We start from the raw sequence: 17,075 nt of genomic DNA, 5'->3' as shown, positions 1-17,075 counted from the left end.
CCTTCAGGTCGGCGTGCGGTGGTGCGGTGGTGTGGTTGTTACGGCTCGCTGCGCTCCACGGCGTGCCGGCCCCCGGTCGGCGCCGTGGTCTCCTCGACCGGCTCCGAGGACGCCTGCGCCGGCAGGTCGGTCGTCGGTCGGTCGTCGGCGGCCACCGGCGACGCGTCGGACCTGCGGCGGGTAGCCCGGATGATGATGAACAGACCGAGCAGGACCAGGGCGAGGCCGACGAGTCCGAGGACGATCGGCACCACAGTGGTCAGCAGGTTGATCTGGTCACGCGCATCCTTGGCAACCTTGGCCTGCTGCTTCTGGGTGTCCTCGGTGAAGGCGAGGGTCGCGTCGATCATCTTGACCTTGTCCGCGCCGGCCGCGTCCCGCAGGGTCTGGGCCTGCTTCTCCTGGCCCTTGACGATGACGCCGCTCGCCGGCTCCACCCACAGGGTGCGGGTGTTGGTGTAGAAGAGACCGGCGGTCACGGTGGGCTCGGTCGAGCCGACCAGCCGGCCCGGGACATCGATCTGCTTGATCTGGATCGGCTCGGCCGTCATCTCGAACTTGTAGACGGTCAGGCCCTGCAACTTCTCGGTGCTCACGTACTTGGCGGGGTACGCCTTGCGCGCGGTGTTGTCGAAGTACTGGTAGGTCTTCTTCTCGGTGCCGAACGGGAAGGTGTAGGTCAGCCCCTCGTGCTTGAAGGCTGTTCCGTTGATGTCCTCGGCGCAGCAGGCCACCGCCTCGGCGGTCCGCCGGTCGACGGCAACCCGGTCCGTGTTGACAGTGATCTCGGCCTTGCTGGCGTCGTCGATCACCCGGACGCCGACGTTGAAGACCGCGCGGTCATCGTTGCCGGCCCCGACATCGCCCCGCACCGCGCGGTGGGCTGTGAGGTTGACCCCGCTGCGCTCCGACAGGGTGGGGAAGTCGAAGACTGTCGCGTTCTCGGCCTTCGACACCGTCACCGAACTCTGATCAAGGGGCACCTTGACGAGAGCGGGCGCGACGGTCAACGGCGTCGCCACCGCCCCGGCGATCAGGAACGCGCCCGCCGCCACCAAGACGGCACCCGACGTAGGTCGCATGTAACTCCTCCCCTTGTAAAGACTCGACTGGCGGCTGACAGTACATGACGGGGCCGATTTCGGATATGGTCCGACGCGGCCTTCGGAAGACGTACCGACTCCGGTGGCACGTGGCCGTGGGGCCACCCCACCAAATGGGATGTTGAGGAACTGTGAGCCAACCCGTCAGACCCGACGCGAGCAACGGACAGGTAGGCGAGTCCGCGTCAAATGCCGTCCGTTCGGATGGTTGGTTGCCGGCATTGGAAGGACTTCGCGCGGTAGCGGTACTGTGCGTCGTCATCCACCACGTCTCTTTTCTCAGCGGGTTGACCAACTCGTTCGCCCGCCTCGGAGGTGTGCTGGCCAGACTGGATGTCGGGGTGGCGATCTTCTTCGCGCTGTCCGGCTTCCTCCTCTACCGGCCATTCGCGCACGCCGCCATTCATTCGCAGGCGCACCCGCCAGTTCGGCGATACCTCTGGCATCGCGCGCTGCGTATTTTGCCCGGCTACTGGGCAATGGCGGTTGTCGCACTGCTGTGGCTCAACATCGATTACCTCAGGTCGGTCTGGGACTGGGCAGTTCCCCTCCTTCTGGCACAGATTTATCAGCCATTGCGACTTCCGGTCGGGATGGAACAGACCTGGAGCCTGGCTACGGAGGCGACTTTTTACCTGGCGCTGCCGGTGATAGCGGTGCTCGGTCGCCGAATGGGCGGTCGGACCCCGCTTCAGCGAGCCCGACGCCAACTGGCGCTCGGCGCCGTGCTCGTCCTCGCCGGCCTCACCTGGAACGCGTACGCGCACAACCCCGACTCGCCACTGCCGGGGCTCGCGGTGCTCTGGCTACCCGCCTTCCTCGACTGGTTCGGCATCGGCATCATGCTGGCCGTGCTCGCCTCCTGGCCCCCGAGCACGACCTCCCCGGTGCTCCTTGCCGGACTGACCGGGAGCGGGCCCGGGCGAGGCGACGAGGACCTGTGGTCCGCCACGCCTCGCGGGCTGCGCGTCTTCACGTTCGCCCCGGGTACGTCGTGGCTCATCGCCGGCGCGCTGCTGTGGATCGCCAGTACGCCGATCGCCGGCCCACGCGGGGTCGAGCCCACCAGGCCGATCGAGTCGACCATCGAGCACCTGGTGTTCCTGCTCGTCGCCTGGTTCCTGATCGCCCCCCTCGTCGGCCCGGGCGCGGGCGGGGTGCCGCGGGCGTTCCTCGACCAGCCGGTGATCAGGTTCGTCGGTCGGATCTCCTACGGCATCTTCCTCTGGCACCTCCTCGCCCTCGAGGTCTGCTTCCGCCTGATCGGGCTCACCCGGATGAACAGCTCGTTCTGGGTGCTCCTCGTGCTCACGCTGGCCCTCACCATCCCCGCCGCGGCGGCCACCTACTACCTCATCGAGCGGCCGACGCAGCGCCTGCGCAGATTCCTTGCGCGGCGGCACAACCGACGCAGGCCCGGAATCGTCGCGGCCGACACCCCGCTCCAGACGCCGGTGCCGGCGTTGCAGGCGGCGGGTCCAGCCGAGCGCCCGGCCCTCCCGGCGCGACTCGTAGCGCCCGCGGACCCGGCGGAAGCGCAGCACCAGGGCGGCGATCGCGACGAGGAGCAGGCCGGTCGGAACCGTGACCAGTAGGTCGGCCAGCCGGTCCGAGGAGATCCGGGGCTGCCACCAGCGCTGGGTCCCGTAGGCCGCCAGCCCCACCGCTGCCGGCACCCAGATCCAGCTGGGGCTGGGCATCCGGCGGCGGTGCAGCACCACGACCACTGCGGCGCAGCAGAACCCGACCAGGCCCCCCAGCAGCGCCGGCACCCCCAGTGCGAGCACCGGAGCGGTAGGCATCGTCGCCGGGACGATCGGGTACGACTGTCGGTGGCGACGCGCGGGGAGCAGGGCTGCGACGACCAACAGCAGCAGCAGTCCCCCGCCGACGCGCAGGACGAGGGCGTACCGCTCCCCGGGGGTGAAGTCCAGCTCCACCCGGCCAGCCGCGCCGGCCGGCACGAACCACGCCTGCTTCCACCCGTCCAGCCGGGTCGGTACGAGCCGGACCCCGTCGAGGGTGGCCCGCCAGCCCGGGTTGGCGTTCTCCGGTACGACCAGGTAACTGCCGCCGCCCGCCCCGACCTCCACCGACCGGCGCTGGTCGTTCCAACCGAGCACGGTCAGGGCCCGGCGGGGCGGCTCGGCGGCGGCGGGGCGCTGCGGCGGCTCACCGGTCAGGATCACGCTGTCGACGACGAACCGGTCCAACGGAGCCGAGACCTCGTTCGGGCCGGCGCGCAGAGCGACGCGGTCCTCGTCCGCCCTCGCCGTGGTCTTCGCCCCGGGCTTCGGGGCGGGGACGCAGGCGCGGTAGCGCAGCGGCCGCAGATCCCGCAGATCCCGCAACGTGCCGGTGGCCGTCGTCGGCACCGTCGCGCCGTTGATCACGATCCTCGGTCCCGCACCGCAGGGCAACGTCACCGTCTGGGAGAGGTCACGCGGCTGGTTGACCTCGGGCCCACCCTCCACGTCCACCCCGCTGAGGCCGACGGGCAGCGGCTGCGGCTCGAACATCGCCGTCGACCGGCTGACCCGCGGCACCGTCAAGGTCACGGCCACGACGAGGCTGCGGGTCCGCAGGGCGGGGAAGCGGGCGACGCCGTCCAGGCCGACAGTCACCTCCCGGATGCCGTTGTCGCCGGTGATCCGGACCGTCCTGGGTGGCGCCGCGACGAGGCTCGGCGCGAACCGCAGCCGCACCCAGCTCACGTTCCGCACCTCGGGCCAGCGCAGTCGTATCGTGGGCTGCGGGTCGTTCGGGTCCGCCCACCAGGCCGTGCCGTCGTTCCCATCCGACAGCGCCCTCGACGAGGCGACCGGGTCGGCGAACCACGAACTCGACGTGCTGACCGTTTCGCCGCCCACCGTCTCGTCGTACACGGCGAGTGCGGTGGCGGGCGTGGCGCGCGCCAGGCCGGTGAGGCGGGGGGCGGAGGCGGCCGGCAGGTCGAAGCGGCGGGGCACCAGGCCGGTCTCCTCGCCCTGACGGATCAGGTCGGGAGCGCACAGGTAGTGGTCGTCGACGACGACGCAGGCCGGCCGGTCCACGGCCTTGCGGGCGAGGGCGACGACCTCCGGGGTCGCGGTGGCGTCGGGCAGCGCCGGCAGCCGCAGGTACCGCTGGGGACTCACCCCGGGCACGCGCAACTCCCGGATGCCCGCGCGGCGTCCCGGAACGTCGAAACCCGCGACGCCGTCGATGGTCACCCGAACCCAGCTGGTACGCCCCGACGGCAGCGCCAACCGCAGCGGCGTCCGCCCGGCGTCGACCACCGAGTGCACGTACGTCCCGCCCGCGGTGCTGACCTGGATCCTGGTGACCGGGGCGCCCACGACCTCGTCGTCGACCACCTGCACCTCCACCGACCCGGCTTGGATCCTCTCGGCGAAGCGGACCTCCATCCACTGGCCCACGGGTTTGCGCGCGCCGTCGGAGAGCCAGAAGGTGCCGCTGTCGCCGTCCACTGCCGCGAACGGCGTGGCGGAGGGGTCGCGCAGCCCGGCCGGGCCGGTGACGTCCGCCGCGCTTGTGGACGCCCGGACGTCGGCGATCCCGGCGTAGCCCGACGAGGTGATCGCCGAGCGCCATGCCGGGTCGAGGATGTCGTGGGCCGTCCGGGCCGAGGCCGGTCGTTCCTCGGTGGTCAACGTCCGCGAGGTGTTGCCCCGGACCAGCCCGAAGTCGACCTCCCGGTTGCGCAGGCTGTCGGCGAGGACCGTGCCTCCGGTCTCGGCCTCCGGAGCGTCCCCGTCGAGGATCACCGGCCGGTCGCCGAGCACGCCGGCGTCGCTGAGGTCCAGCAGGGTCTCCGGTGCGCCGACCAGGTTGAGCGGCTGCGCCGCGTCGGCGAGCGTGGCCCTGGGGGTCGGCCGGTCCACCTGGTAGATCTCCACCGCCCGGTACGGCTCGTGCAGCCCGTAGTCCCACGCCCCGGCGAGGTCCGGCCGCACGCCGCTGCTCGGGCCGAACGCGGCGACCCGGAACAGTCCGGGGGCGCTGTTCAGCGTCCGGTGGACGAGGACCGGCCAGGCGAAGCCTCCGACCGGCTGGCGGAGGTCGTTGCGGACGAGCAGGTACCGCACACCGAGCCGACCGAGCACGTCCGCCAACCCGGGGGAGGCGGTACCGGCGGCGAGCCGCTCGTCGATCGCGGAGAGCAGACGGGCGTTGCCCGCCGATCCGGCCGGCACCAGTGACCGCACCGCCCACGGCGAGTCCAGCAGAGGCTGGACCGGCTCGTCCAGCGAGCGCCCCCAGTCGTACTCGGCGAAGTTGCTGCCGGGCACGAGCAACGTCGTGCCGGGCCCGGCGTGCCGGTCGAGCCAACCGGTCGCCTGCCGCCAGTGCTCGGGCAACCCCCAGAAGCCGCCACCGGCCGGGAGGCCCGCGCTTGCCGCGCCGCTGGTGACCGCGAGGAGCGCGACGGCGGTGGCGCCCAGCGCCACCCGCCGGGGTGCCATGTTGGTGGGTCGCGTGAACCGACGGATGATCGCGATCCGGCCGACGGTGTCCAGCATGTGCGCGGTGGCCAGGGCCAGCGGCAGGCGGAGCACGACGTCGAACTTGTGCAGGTTGCGCAGCGCGGCGAGCGGGCCGTCGAGGGCCTCCCGGACCGTCGTGGCGAAGGCCGCGCCGCCGTCGGACAGGTTCCCGGCGGTCAGGGTCAGCAGCCCGACCAGTGCGCCGACGAGCAGGAAGCGACGCTCCGGCAGGTCCCGACGGGCCAGCCCGGCCAACCCGAGGCAGGCGATCAGGCCGGTGAGCACGACCATCCAGGACGTCGTGACCAGCGCCCACCCGGAGCGCCACCAGGGCACACCGTCGACGGCCAGGTAAGCCACCCAGTGGGTCGCGCCGCGCACGGCCGAGGGGAGCGACGTCACGCTCGTCGTGACCGCCGCGCTCTCGGTGTACGGCAGGAACGGGAACCCGTAGCGCTGCAGGAGCAGCAACGGCACCAGCCACCAGAAGGTGGCCGCGACCACCGCGACAGTCCACGCGGCCAGCAGGCGGATCCGTCGCCAGCCGGGCGCACGCGTCACCACGAAGAGGAACGCCGGCAGCACGGCGCACGCGGCGGCCGCCCCGTTCGCCCCGCCCATGCAGAGCACGGCCAGCCCGCTGAGCGCCGCCGCCCGCCGCAGCGAGCCACCCGCCGCCCCCTTGACCAGAGGCAGCAGCACCCACGGCGCGACGCAGTACGGCAGCAGCTCCAGCGAGACCGTGCCGACCAGGGACAGCGCGCGGGGCGAGAGCGCGAACACCACGCCGGCCATCAGCCGTGACGCCGGACCGCCCAGGTCCAGGGCCCGCGCCAGGCGCACCACACCGGTGAGCGCCACGCAGAGCAGGGTGGCCATCCAGAGCCGCTGCACGAGCCAGGCCGGCAGGCCCATCGCCTCGCCGAGGAGAAAGAACGGCCCCATCGGAAAGAAGTAGCCGACCGCCTGGTTCTGGAGCGTGCCGAACTGCCAGTCCGCCGTCCAGAGGTGCGCCGCCCGCGCGAGGAAGCCGCCCGGGTCCAGGGCCATGTCCAGCTTCGTGTCCGGCACGATGAGCCCGGGTTCCTGGGTGACGCACAGACCGATCAGCGCGAGGCAGACCAGCAGCTCACGGAGGCGCCACACCGCCAGGGACACCGTCGCGGACGGTATACCGGCGGTGCGGCGAGCGGTCGACCAGGCGGTCAGCACTGCCGTACCGGAACTCCGGTGAGCAGTTCGTCGCCGCTGGCGTCCCGCTCGCTGATGTGCTCGGGCGCGACGCCCGCCTCGACCAGCACCCGTCGGACCGCCGCCGGAGCGGCGGCCGGCACCAGGATCCACAGGCCGTGCTCGTCGGTCGCCACGTGTCGGGTGTACGGAAGGAGGGGGGACACCCGGGCCAGGAGGCTCTCCGGCTCGTCCGTCCGGACCAGGAGGGACGCGCTGCGCGCCGCCCACGGCATTCGGCGCGGCGCGAGCAGGTCGCCGAGGACCGCGCGGACCCGCCGCCCGGTGTCCGCCCAGCGGAACGCCCCGCTCCACTGTCGACACTCGGCGGCCATCCGCTCGGCCTCGCCCGGAGCCGCGAGGGAGTCCAACGCCTCGTCGAGGCCGACGGCGAGGTTGCCCGCCCGGTCGTCGCCCTCACCGACCAGCCATCCGGTCCGGCCCGGCCGTACGGCGTCGCGCAGCCCGTCGACGTCGAACGCGACGGTGGGCAGTCCGGCGGCGGCCGCCTCCACGACCACCAGACCCCAGCCCTCACCCCACGAGGCCGAGACGTGCAACCACGCGCTGGCCAGCAGCGCGTCCCGCTCGGTGGAGGGCAGGTGACCGTGCACCGTGACGACGTCGGCGAGCCCACGCTCGGCGACCTGCCGACGGATCGTCGCCACGTCCGGCCCGCCACCGACGACGTCCAGGCGCAGGTCGGGCCGCTGCGCCCGGAGCTGGTCGACGGCGTCGAGCACCAGATCCACCCGCTTGTGCCGGGTCACCCGGCCGACGCAGACGACCCGGGGTCGCGGGTCGCGAACGCCACTGCCGACGACCGGCGGTGTCGCCGCGTCCGCGCCGTTGGGTACGACCACCACCGGGCCGGCCCAGCGGAGCCGGTCCCGTACGGCCACTGCCGTCGACGGTGAGACGGCGAGCGTCACCCCCCGGCGGTAGACCCGTCGGGCGACCGGCCCCTCCAACCACGCCCCGAAGCGACCGACGAGCGGGCCGAAGTAGAGCCGGAACTGGCGGTCGTGCACGTGGTGGATCACGCAGACGACCGGCACGTCAGCCGGCAGGACCGCCGGGCTGAAGAACGGTATGCCGTTCTGGCAGTCCACGACGGCGTCGAACTGACGGCGGCGTCGCGCGAGCCAGCCCAGCACCCGGGGGTAGATGCTCCACCGCCCACCGACCCGGACGATCCGGATGCCGTCGCGGGTCTCGTCGCCGGGCTGGCCGTCCGGGCGCGCGGTGACGAAGGTGACCTCCGCGCCGGCGGTCACCAGGTCGCGGGCGACCTGCCAGGCGTAGACCTCGGCGCCGCCGGCGTCCGGATGCCACGGGTCCTTCCAGTTGAGCACCGCGATCCGTCGACCCGCGACCACCGCGTCGGTGGTGGGAGCCGCAGCCGCCGGAGAGTGTCCGACACTCACGGCCGCAATCCAACGGCAGCGCCCCCGGTCACGTCCGTGCCGACCGGCAGGGCGACGACCGGCAGCGGCATCGCGGGTGCGACCTCCGCCCGGCGCAGCCGCCAACTGATCTTCGCGACGTCCACGAAGCTCTGCCAGCCGTGGCGGGCCGGGGAGAAGCGCGAGCCGGGCACGTCCACCCAGTTGACGGGGATCTCCACCAACCGGGCGCCCGCCCGCTCGGCACGGCCCAGCACCTCCACGTCGAACGCGAAGCCGCCGCACCGCAGGGGTGCGAACGACCGCCGCGCGACGTCGTTGCGGAAGAACTTGAACCCGCACTGCGTCTCGCCCACGCCGCGCACCACCTGCCGCACGGCACCGCGGAACGCCACCGCTCCCCAGCGCCGGAGCAGGCTGTGCCGCTCCTGCACCACCGACTCGGGGTGCGCCCGCGAACCGACCACCGCGTCGGCGCCCTCGACCAGGAGGCTGAGCACCTGGCCGAGGGTGTCCGGCGCGGTGGCCAGGTCCGCGTCACAGAAGCCGACGAAGCGCGCGTCGCTCGCCAGCACACCGGTACGTACCGCGAAGCCCTTGCCCGGTTCCGCGCACCAGAGCAGCCGGACGGGGACCGGGCCGCAAGGGGCGCCCGTCACCACCTCGGCGGTTCCGTCGGTGCTGGCGTTGTCGACAACGGTGACCCGGCAGGGCACACCGAGGTCGGCCAGCGCCGCCCGGAGCAGGACCAGGGTTTCGGGCAGCCGCAGTGCCTCGTTGTACGCGGGCACCACGACGTCGAGTACTACCGCATCTGACGACACGTCAGGAGGGAGGACCTCCATGAAAGGCCGTCAGCGCTCGCCGTACACGATGATGGGCTGTTCGACGTTCGCCGGCTTGGTGTTGGTGTTGGCAATGGTGGACGTCCCGATCGAGACGGCCGCAATGCCCAGCACGGCACCCACCGCCGCGGCGACGACCGCGATCAGGAGGGGATTGAAGGTTGCCTTCATTGACGGTCCCTTCGTCTTAAGTGACCGCACAGTAACATGCGTCGTCGGCGTGCGGCCGTGTGCGAAAGGGTGATCAACAGGGTGGCCCCGAGTATCGAATACCCCAACGCCGGACCAATACCGACACTCCCCGTCGAGCCGGTAGAACCGGCACCAGGCAGGCGAAGCAGGATCAGCGTCCCGTCCCGCTGGACCACCTCGGCACCTGCGAAACGCCCCTCGACCTCGGCCGCGCCGGGCTGATCGGTCTGGATGAGGACGTACCGCACGCCGAGCCGACGCAGGCCCGGGACCGGGTCACCGGGCACCGCCAGCGCCTGCGCCACCCGGTCGGCGTCCCGGCTCTCCCCACGGATCCGGTCGCGGCCGACCAGCACGTCCTGGTCCCCGATGACCGGCCGGCGGAACGCCCGCGGCGCCGGGTCGAGCATCGGGACGTTGCCCGCCCAGCGGTAGGCGCGGAACGACGCCCACGGCAGTGAGACCAGGCTGCCGCCGGCCGGATCGGTGTTCACCACCTCGCGGACGTCCGACCACTCGGCGGGGTACCGGACCGTGTCGAGCTGGCCGCCGAGCCCCCAGGCCAGGCCGGGCAGCAACGCCACCGGAGCGATCATCACCAGCGGGGCCAGCGGCCGGGCACCAGCCGCCACGAGCGACTCCACCAGCATGCCGAGGCCGACCGCCTGCACCAGCGCCAGCGGGGCGAGCAGTCGGGCACCGTCCCGGACGGCGCCGGCCAGCGGAACGTGCTCGACCAGCGCGACCATCCACTGGGCGCTCACCGGCCAGGCCGGCAGAACGGCGATCGCGGTGCCCACGGCCGCTCCGACGAGCAGGCCCCACCACGCGGCCGACGGCCACCGGCGACGGACCAGCGCGTACCCCCAGACCGCCGCCGCGGCCAGCACCAGCGCGAGCAGGGCGACCGGCCACCGGTCCCGCCCGATGGCTGCGGCATGGCGGCTCCAGACCCCACCGAGGGTGGCGACGCTGCCGAGCACACCGAGCGGTGTGTCCGCGCGGACGGCGAAAGCGGCGACGCCCCGCTCGTCGAGATCGACGACACCACCCCGGTTCGTCAACGCCACCAGCCACGGCGCGGTGAGGCCGGCGAGCGTCGCCGCCCCCGCGACCAACGCCCGCCACCGCCGCGCCAGGGCCAACGCCGGAGCGCAGGAGACCACCGCCGCCAGCACCAGCGCCGGACCGCCCAGCACCACCGCCAGCCCACCGGCGACGGACCACCGCCGACCCGGACCGATGCCGCCACCCGGCGGCCGCAGCACCCCGAGCACCCAGGCGTACGCCCACGGCAGGGCCGCGTACCCGGCGATCACCGCCCACTGACCGAGATGCAGCCGCCCGTACACCCAGGGATTCCAGACGTACGCGAGCCCGGCCGCGACCCGCGCCAACGGGTGGCTGACGGGCGCCAGCCGGGCCGCGCCCACCGCGGCCAGGGCCAGGCAACCGGCCAGCAGCACCTTCTCCGCCACGTCGGCGGGCAGCAGCTGGGCCAGACCGACCGCGAGCAGTTCGCTGGGCACCGCCCGGGGCAGCTCCGTGCCGCTGCCCCAGACCATCGCGCCGAACGGCGGGTCCGGCACGAACACCAGGTCGTACCGCAGCACGTAACCCCGGCCCAGCACCGGCGCGAGGATCGCGAGGACCACCCCGACGCCGAGCGCCACCTCCGGCCACCACCGACGCAGCACGACCCCGGCCCGTGGCGGCGCCGGACGGAACTCCGGTGATCCTCGGCGCACACGGACCCCCACAGACCTGGACGGGAAGCGGGCCCGACGTCGCTCCCGGGGCTCCGGACAGCACTCTAGGCACAGGCAGGCGCGGACGGTAGCTTGCCTGACTACGTCGACGCGCGACTCCGTGACGACGACGCGAAGCTCGGGGCGTGCACCGGTCCCCGGCGGAACCGACATGAGGCGCGATGACAGAGACGACGGCCGGCCCCGGCGCGGGCCGCCTTTCCGCGGCGGGCGCGGCGGTGGCCGGTGCCGCGATGGTGACGAACGGGCTGGCCTACCTGCTCCCGATGCTCGGTGCCCGGCACCTGGCGGCCGAGGGCCTGAGCGTCCTGGCCACGGTCGCGGCCCTCGTCGCGATCGCCGGCGTCGCGGGTGTCGGCCTGCAGATGGCGGTCGCGGTGCACCGGGCCCGGCATCCCGGCGCACCGACCAACCGGGTCACCCTCGTCACGACCGCCGTCGCCGCGGGCGCAGTCGTCGTGGCCGCGCCGCTGATGATGACCGCCCTGCGGCTGTCGCTGACGGTCGTGGCGCTGGTCGCCGGCACCACGGTCGCGGTCGTCCTGTCCGCCCGGTGGCTCGGCGAGTTGCAGGGGGAGCAGCGCTTCCTCCGTCTCGCGTGGGCGATGGGCGTGGTCGCCGCCGGGCGGTACGGCGGCATGATCGTCGCGCTGGTCCTCGGTGCCGATGTCGTCGACACCCTGGTCGCCGGCATGGTGACCGCATACCTGGTGCTGCCCGCGCTGGTCTGGATCGCCCGACCGGCCCGCCCCGCCGGCCCGGACGGGGCCGCCGCCATCGGTGCCGCCCTACGGATCCGGCAGGTGACCAGCGCCGGCACGGCCGCGCTCGCGATGCTCGCGGTGTCGTACGCGGACCTGATCTTCGCGCGCCAACTGCTGTCGCCGGCCGACTCCGGCGCGTACGCCGTCGGCACCGTGCTCACCAAGGGGGCTCTCTGGGCGCCGCAGGTGATCGTGGTGCTCGCCCTTCCCCGCCTGGCCGTCGGGGACAACCGCGTCCGCACGGCTGTGCTCGCGATCGTCGCGGCCTGCGGCGCCGTGCTCGTCGCCGCCTCGGCCCTGGCCGGCGGCCTCGCGTTCCGCCTGGTGGGCGGCGAGAACTACGCCTCCCTGGGCGAGTACGCCCCGTTCTTCGCCGCCACCGGCGCGCTCTACGCGCTGGTCTTCGCGGTCGTCAACGCGAAGATCGCGGCCGGTGCGCGGTGGCCGTCCGCGCCACTGTGGGTCGCGGCGGTCGTCCTGGCCGTCCTGACCATGGCCGTCGCACCCCGCACGTTCCAGGGGATCATGTGGTGCGCTCTCGGCACCGCCGCGGCGACGGCGCTGGTGATGATCCTCAGCCTGCCGTCAGCCACCGGCCCAGCAGGTGGTGATCGATCGAGTCCACCCGGCCGAGCCGACGACCTGCCGCGACCCGCTCCCGCAGCTCCGCCCGCGTGAACCAGCGCGCCTCCAGCAACTCCACGCCGTCCACGCGCACCTCGTCGGACGTCGCGGTGGCCCGGAAGCCCACCATCAGCCCGGCGGGGAACGGCCATGCCTGCGACCCCTGGTAGGTCACGTCCGTGACGGTGATCCCGGCCTCCTCGGCCATCTCCCGGCGGACCGCGTCCTCCAGGCTCTCGCCGACCTCGACGAAGCCCGCCAGCGTCGAGTAGGAGTCCTGGGCAGCGCCCGCGTGCCGGGCCAGCAGGCAGCGCTCCGGCGAGCCGGGCGCCTCGACCAGCACGATGATCGCCGGCTCGATCCGGGGAAACAGCAGCCGACCACAATCCGCGCCGGAACAGGTCCGCACATGCCCGCCACCGCCGGCGACGGCCGCCGCGCCGCAGGTGCCGCAGTACCGCTGCTGCCGGTGCCAGTGCAGCAACCCCCGGGCGTACGCCTGGACCGCCGCGCCGGCCGGGTCGAGCCGCCCGACCAGGGCCCGTACGTCGACCGCCCGCGTCGCGCCGGCCATCTCGACGGCGGCGGGCTCGCTGAGCCCGGAGAGGTCCACGGCGAACACCGCGACGTCGTTGTCGAGCCCCAGGAAGACGGTCTCGGCGGCGGCCGACCGGACGAGCGACGCGCGCTCGGCCGTCAACCGGACCGGCCCGACCCCGTCGACCAGGCAGCGGTCGCGCCACAGCGGCAGCACCACAGTCGTCGGATCGGTCAGCAACGCGTCCAGTCGAGCCGCGTCGGTGCGCACCGCGCCCGCCCGGTCCAACCAACCGCCGCCGTACGCCAACACCCGCTCCGCAGCGTCCACCCCGCCACCGTGCCACGGCGGCGACCCGGCGTCGGCACCGACCCCGGCTCCGGGTCCCTCCCGACCCACGCGACACGCCGATCGACACGCGGTGGCAGCGCAGAGCGGGCGCAGCCGGCACGGACGGCCGAGCATTGGTTACCGTGGTGTCCTCCGGGAGGGGGGACCTCCCGTGGCACCTGGCGATCGAGGTTGCAGTGACGCTGTACGGCGACAAACGTCCACCCGCCGACGACCGACCCACCGTGCAGGTCACCGCGGTCACCTGGCCGGACGACGGACCGGAGGCGGTCACACCGCCCACGGTCACCGGCGAGCCGGACACCGGTGGACGCCGTCCGCGCCGGGTGCGGATGCTGCTCGCGGCCGGCGTCACCGGCGGCGTCCTCGCCGCCGTGGCGGGCGCCGGCGCCTGGGCGTACGCCGGGGACGTGCCCCGGGGCACCAGCGTGCTCGGCGCCGAGCTGGGCGGCCGCAGCCGCAGCGCCGCCGACCGGGAGCTGCGGGCCGAGCTGGCCCGGCGGGCGGCAGCCCTCGCCGCGCCACTGCGGGTCACCGTCGGGGAGCGCACCGCCGAGATCAACCCGGCCGATGTGGGGCTGGGCGTCGACGTGGCGGCCAGCGTGGCCGCAGCGGCCGAGGCCGACGCGCACCCGGTCAGCCGGCTGGTCGGCTCCCGAACCGTCGACCCGGTGGTCACCATCGACACCGCCCGGCTGGACGCGGCCCTGCGCAAGGTGCTCGGCGACCAGGTCCGCCCGATGACGATGCCGGCGATCACCTACCAGGGCACCACCCCGAAGGTCGTACGCCCCAAGCCGGGCCTGGCGTTCGACCCGCAGCGCTCCGCCGACGCCGTCCGCACCGGATGGCTGGCCGGCACCCCGGTCACCGTGCCGCTCGTGGAGAGCCAGCCGGCGACCACCGCCGAGGAGCTGGACCGGCTCGTCGCCGAGCTGGCCAGGCCGGCGGTCGCCGCGCCGGTCACCCTGCGCACCGGCAAGGGCTCCGTGCGGGTGCCACCGGCGGCCATCGCGAAGAGCCTCCGGTTCACCGCCGACAAGGCCGGCAAGCTCACCCCGGCGGTCGACGTCAAGCGGCTGCGCGCAGCCCTCGGCGACGACCTGCTCGCGATCGAGGTGCCGCCGAAGAACGCGTCGATGACCATCTCCGGTGGCCGCCCCAAGGCCACCGACGGTCGTCCCGGCCAGCAGCTCGACAGCGCGGCCCTGGGCCGTGACCTGTTGGCAGTGCTGCCGAAGTCAAACGGACGCGAGGTGACCGGCGAGCTGAAGGCCACCCCGCCGGAGCTGACCGCGGAGAAGCTGGCCGGCCTGGGCATCAAGGAGCGGGTCTCCACCTTCACCACGCGGTTCACCGGCGGCATGGCGTCGTCCCGCAGCCAGAACATCGCCACCATCGCCAAGGAGGTGGACGGCACTGTCGTGCTGCCGGGCAAGACGTTCTCCCTGAACGGGCACACCGGCGAACGCGGCTACGAGCAGGGCTACCGGGACGCGCCGGTCATCCTGGACGGCAAGCTGGTGCCGGGCGTCGGCGGCGGCACCTCGCAGTTCACCACCACCCTGTTCAACGCCACCTACTACGCGGGCCTGGAGGACGTCGAGCACAAGCCGCACTCGTACTGGTTCGACAGGTACCCGGCCGTCATCGAGTCGACAATCTTCTGGCCCAGTCTGGACTTCAAGTTCCGCAACAACACCGAGTACGGCCTGCTCATCGACACCTCGTACACGTCGAGTTCGGTGACCGTCTCGATCTGGAGCACGAAGATCTACGACAGCGTCAAGACCGAGTACGGCCCTCGGCGCAACATCACCACGCCGATGGTCATCCACCTCGAACCCGGCCCGACGTGCATTCCGAGCAACGGCATCAACGGTTTCGCCCAGGACGCCTTCCGGGTCATCAAGAAGGGCGGCGTGGTCGTCAAGCGGGAGAAGTTCACCTGGCGCTACGACGCGGAGCCCCGCTACGTCTGCGGTCCCAAGCCCTCCTGAGCCTGGGCGGCCGTCCGCACCCCGTGGTCAGAATGTGGCGATCGGGTTGACCGGGCTGCCGGATGTGCCGGCGAAGCGGACCGGCGCGACGGCGAGCTGGAAGTCCCACTGGCCCAGCTCGGCGGCCGTCGCCGTGCACGCCTCAAGGTCGCAGTTGTCGAGCAGCCACAGACCCATCGCGACAAGACTCACGGCGTGCACCGGCATCAGCACGTCGTCGTACCCCGACGGCTGAACGTCCTGCGGACTGTCGGCGCCGATCAGCGCGACCTGCCGTTCGTGCAGCCACGGCAGACAGGACGCGTGCCAGCCGGCCTGGGTGAAACCGCCGGCCGCACCGGATTCGTGCCGGAAGCGGCCGTAGCCGGTCCGCAGGAGTACCGCATCGCCGGGACGCACCTGGACACCCTGGCGGCGCTCGGCCTCCTCCAGGTCCTCGGGAACGACGCCCTGGCCCGGCTCCAACCACCGCACACCGCGGGCCCCCGCGACGTCCAGCAGCACGCCACGCGTGACGATCCCGTCCGCCGCGGCGGTGACGGCCGCCCACGCCGATCCCGTCGCGGCGTCGACCAGCGAGTGCGAACGACCGTTGTACATCGTGCCGTCCCAGAAGAGGTGGCACGGCGAGTCGAGGTGGGTGATGGTGTTGCCGTGGAAGGTCATGCCGAGTCGCTCGGACGAGAAGCCCCACCGCCGGTCGGCGTGGAAGGCGGCGACCGGCATGTTCTCCGCGCCCGGCATGTCGGCGGCGCACGGGCACGACATCGTCGCCCGCTCCATCTCCTCCGGTACGGCGACCTCCCACGCGCAGGACACGCTCCGGCCATGGCGTACGGCCCGCGCCGCTGCCAGCCGGACGTCGTCGGTGATGTGGTTCAGGGTGCCGAGTTCGTCGTCGTCACCCCACCGTCCCCAGTTCGACAGCGTGTCGAAGTATCCGAGCACGTCGTCCTGAGTGGGCATCGGTCGCTTCGGGGGCGTCCCCGCATCGACATCTCCGGTCACGCGGTCTGACCCTTCGCATCGGCGGACGGCAGCGGGACCAAGCGCTCTTCCTGTACTCGGATCTCGGCCCGGTACCGGGTCGCGGCCGGGTGCCACATCTCCTCGAACGGCCCCATGACCTCGCCACCGACACCGCGGCGACGACCACGGACGCCCAGCCACGCCAACGCACCCAGTACCGCGGCAACGCAGCAGGCGAAGACCAGGAGGATCAGGAGGTCATCCACGCGACCGAGCCTAGTGGCCGTCTGCACGCCCACACCACGCCCGACGCCGGAGCCAGGTGACGGTGGACTGCTAACCCAGACTCAGGTTGTGCTCCTCAAGCGCACTCTGGATGATCTCGAGGGCTTTCGGCCCCATGCCATGTAGCTTGGCCAGCTCAGTACGCGGCACCCCGGCAAGCTCACTCAGAGCCGTGTAACCAACGTTGTTCAAGGCCCGCGTCGCTGGTGCACCGATCTTGGGCAGGGTGCCGAGGGAAGAGTCCACGCTCCTCATGATGTCGGGTCCGGTCCACAACTGCACCGTCACCACGTATCGCACCGCGATCCGCCCCAGCCGCGTCCACGCCGAGGCCAATTGACGTTGGAGTTGTCGGCCAGGCACCCGTTCACCGGCGGCCGACACCGGATCGGGGAATGCAGAAAAGGCCACCCCATTGGGGTGGCCTTTTCTGGAAGATTGTCCGGCGGTGTCCTACTCTCCCACACCCTCACGAGTGCAGTACCATCGGCGCTGGAGGGCTTAGCTTCCGG

The 17,075-nt window shown here is 72.8% G+C and carries 12 protein-coding genes and 1 pseudogene; 3 read left to right on the top strand and 10 right to left on the bottom strand.

Annotated features, from left to right (window positions below):
• Positions 1-38: 38 nt before the first annotated feature.
• On the bottom strand, positions 39-1,082 hold the full coding sequence (locus AB0B97_RS30875) for a DUF3068 domain-containing protein (RefSeq protein WP_357498664.1): 1,044 nt from the start codon (positions 1,080-1,082) through the stop codon (positions 39-41).
• Positions 1,083-1,234: 152 nt separating this feature from the next.
• Between AB0B97_RS30875 and AB0B97_RS30870 the strand changes: the two genes are divergently transcribed.
• Positions 1,235-2,698: an acyltransferase gene (locus AB0B97_RS30870; protein ID WP_357498753.1), complete on the top strand. Its 1,464-nt coding sequence runs from the start codon at positions 1,235-1,237 to the stop codon at positions 2,696-2,698.
• Positions 2,699-4,732: 2,034 nt separating this feature from the next.
• On the opposite strand, the pseudogene AB0B97_RS30865 reads toward AB0B97_RS30870, so the two are convergent.
• The 5 genes and pseudogenes from AB0B97_RS30865 to AB0B97_RS30845 form a co-directional block, all read right to left on the bottom strand.
• A pseudogene (locus AB0B97_RS30865) lies at positions 4,733-6,736 on the bottom strand (alpha-(1->3)-arabinofuranosyltransferase family protein); the annotation flags it as partial.
• Positions 6,737-6,795: 59 nt separating this feature from the next.
• Complete coding sequence (locus AB0B97_RS30860) at positions 6,796-8,247, bottom strand: glycosyltransferase family 4 protein (RefSeq protein ID WP_357498662.1); 1,452 nt, start codon at positions 8,245-8,247, stop codon at positions 6,796-6,798.
• The gene (locus AB0B97_RS30855; RefSeq protein ID WP_357498660.1) at positions 8,244-9,050 is read right to left on the bottom strand and encodes a glycosyltransferase; all 807 of its coding nucleotides are present in this window, start codon (positions 9,048-9,050) and stop codon (positions 8,244-8,246) included. Before AB0B97_RS30855 ends, AB0B97_RS30860 begins: the two co-directional genes overlap by 4 nt.
• 30 nt (positions 9,051-9,080) lie before the next feature.
• A complete protein-coding gene (locus AB0B97_RS30850; RefSeq protein WP_234583219.1) occupies positions 9,081-9,242 on the bottom strand; it encodes a hypothetical protein in 162 nt (53 codons plus the stop codon).
• Positions 9,239-11,011, bottom strand: a complete 1,773-nt coding sequence (locus AB0B97_RS30845; protein WP_357498658.1) for a hypothetical protein — start codon at positions 11,009-11,011, stop codon at positions 9,239-9,241. Before AB0B97_RS30845 ends, AB0B97_RS30850 begins: the two co-directional genes overlap by 4 nt.
• Before the next feature lie 182 nt (positions 11,012-11,193).
• Here AB0B97_RS30845 and AB0B97_RS30840 point away from each other — a divergent pair, with 182 nt between their 5' ends.
• Complete coding sequence (locus AB0B97_RS30840) at positions 11,194-12,474, top strand: polysaccharide biosynthesis protein (RefSeq protein ID WP_357498656.1); 1,281 nt, start codon at positions 11,194-11,196, stop codon at positions 12,472-12,474.
• Here the strand turns inward: AB0B97_RS30840 and nudC are convergent.
• Positions 12,371-13,288 carry an NAD(+) diphosphatase gene (nudC, locus tag AB0B97_RS30835; RefSeq protein WP_357498654.1) on the bottom strand — a complete coding sequence of 306 codons (918 nt, stop codon included), beginning with the start codon at positions 13,286-13,288 and terminating at the stop codon, positions 12,371-12,373. The two genes, AB0B97_RS30840 and nudC, sit on opposite strands and share 104 nt — an antisense overlap.
• 197 nt (positions 13,289-13,485) lie before the next feature.
• Between nudC and AB0B97_RS30830 the strand changes: the two genes are divergently transcribed.
• Entirely contained in the window at positions 13,486-15,309 is a 1,824-nt protein-coding gene (locus tag AB0B97_RS30830) for a VanW family protein (protein ID WP_357498652.1), read from the top strand.
• 27 nt (positions 15,310-15,336) lie between these two features.
• On the opposite strand, the gene AB0B97_RS30825 is transcribed toward AB0B97_RS30830, so the two are convergent.
• The 3 genes from AB0B97_RS30825 to AB0B97_RS30815 form a co-directional block, all read right to left on the bottom strand.
• Positions 15,337-16,275 carry a cyclase family protein gene (locus AB0B97_RS30825; protein WP_357498650.1) on the bottom strand — a complete coding sequence of 313 codons (939 nt, stop codon included), beginning with the start codon at positions 16,273-16,275 and terminating at the stop codon, positions 15,337-15,339.
• A 38-nt stretch (positions 16,276-16,313) separates the two neighbouring features.
• Positions 16,314-16,544 (bottom strand): hypothetical protein, encoded by a 231-nt coding sequence (locus AB0B97_RS30820; protein WP_357498648.1) that lies wholly within the window; start codon positions 16,542-16,544, stop codon positions 16,314-16,316.
• A 70-nt stretch (positions 16,545-16,614) separates the two neighbouring features.
• Positions 16,615-16,974, bottom strand: coding sequence for a hypothetical protein (locus AB0B97_RS30815; protein ID WP_357498646.1), 360 nt, complete (start codon positions 16,972-16,974; stop codon positions 16,615-16,617).
• Positions 16,975-17,075: the final 101 nt, after the last annotated feature.

Source organism: Micromonospora sp. NPDC049004, assembly GCF_040649315.1.
GTDB lineage: Bacteria > Actinomycetota > Actinomycetes > Mycobacteriales > Micromonosporaceae > Micromonospora.
The sequence above is the reverse complement of the archived record's forward strand: the minus strand, read 5'-3'. Positions and strand labels throughout refer to the sequence as shown.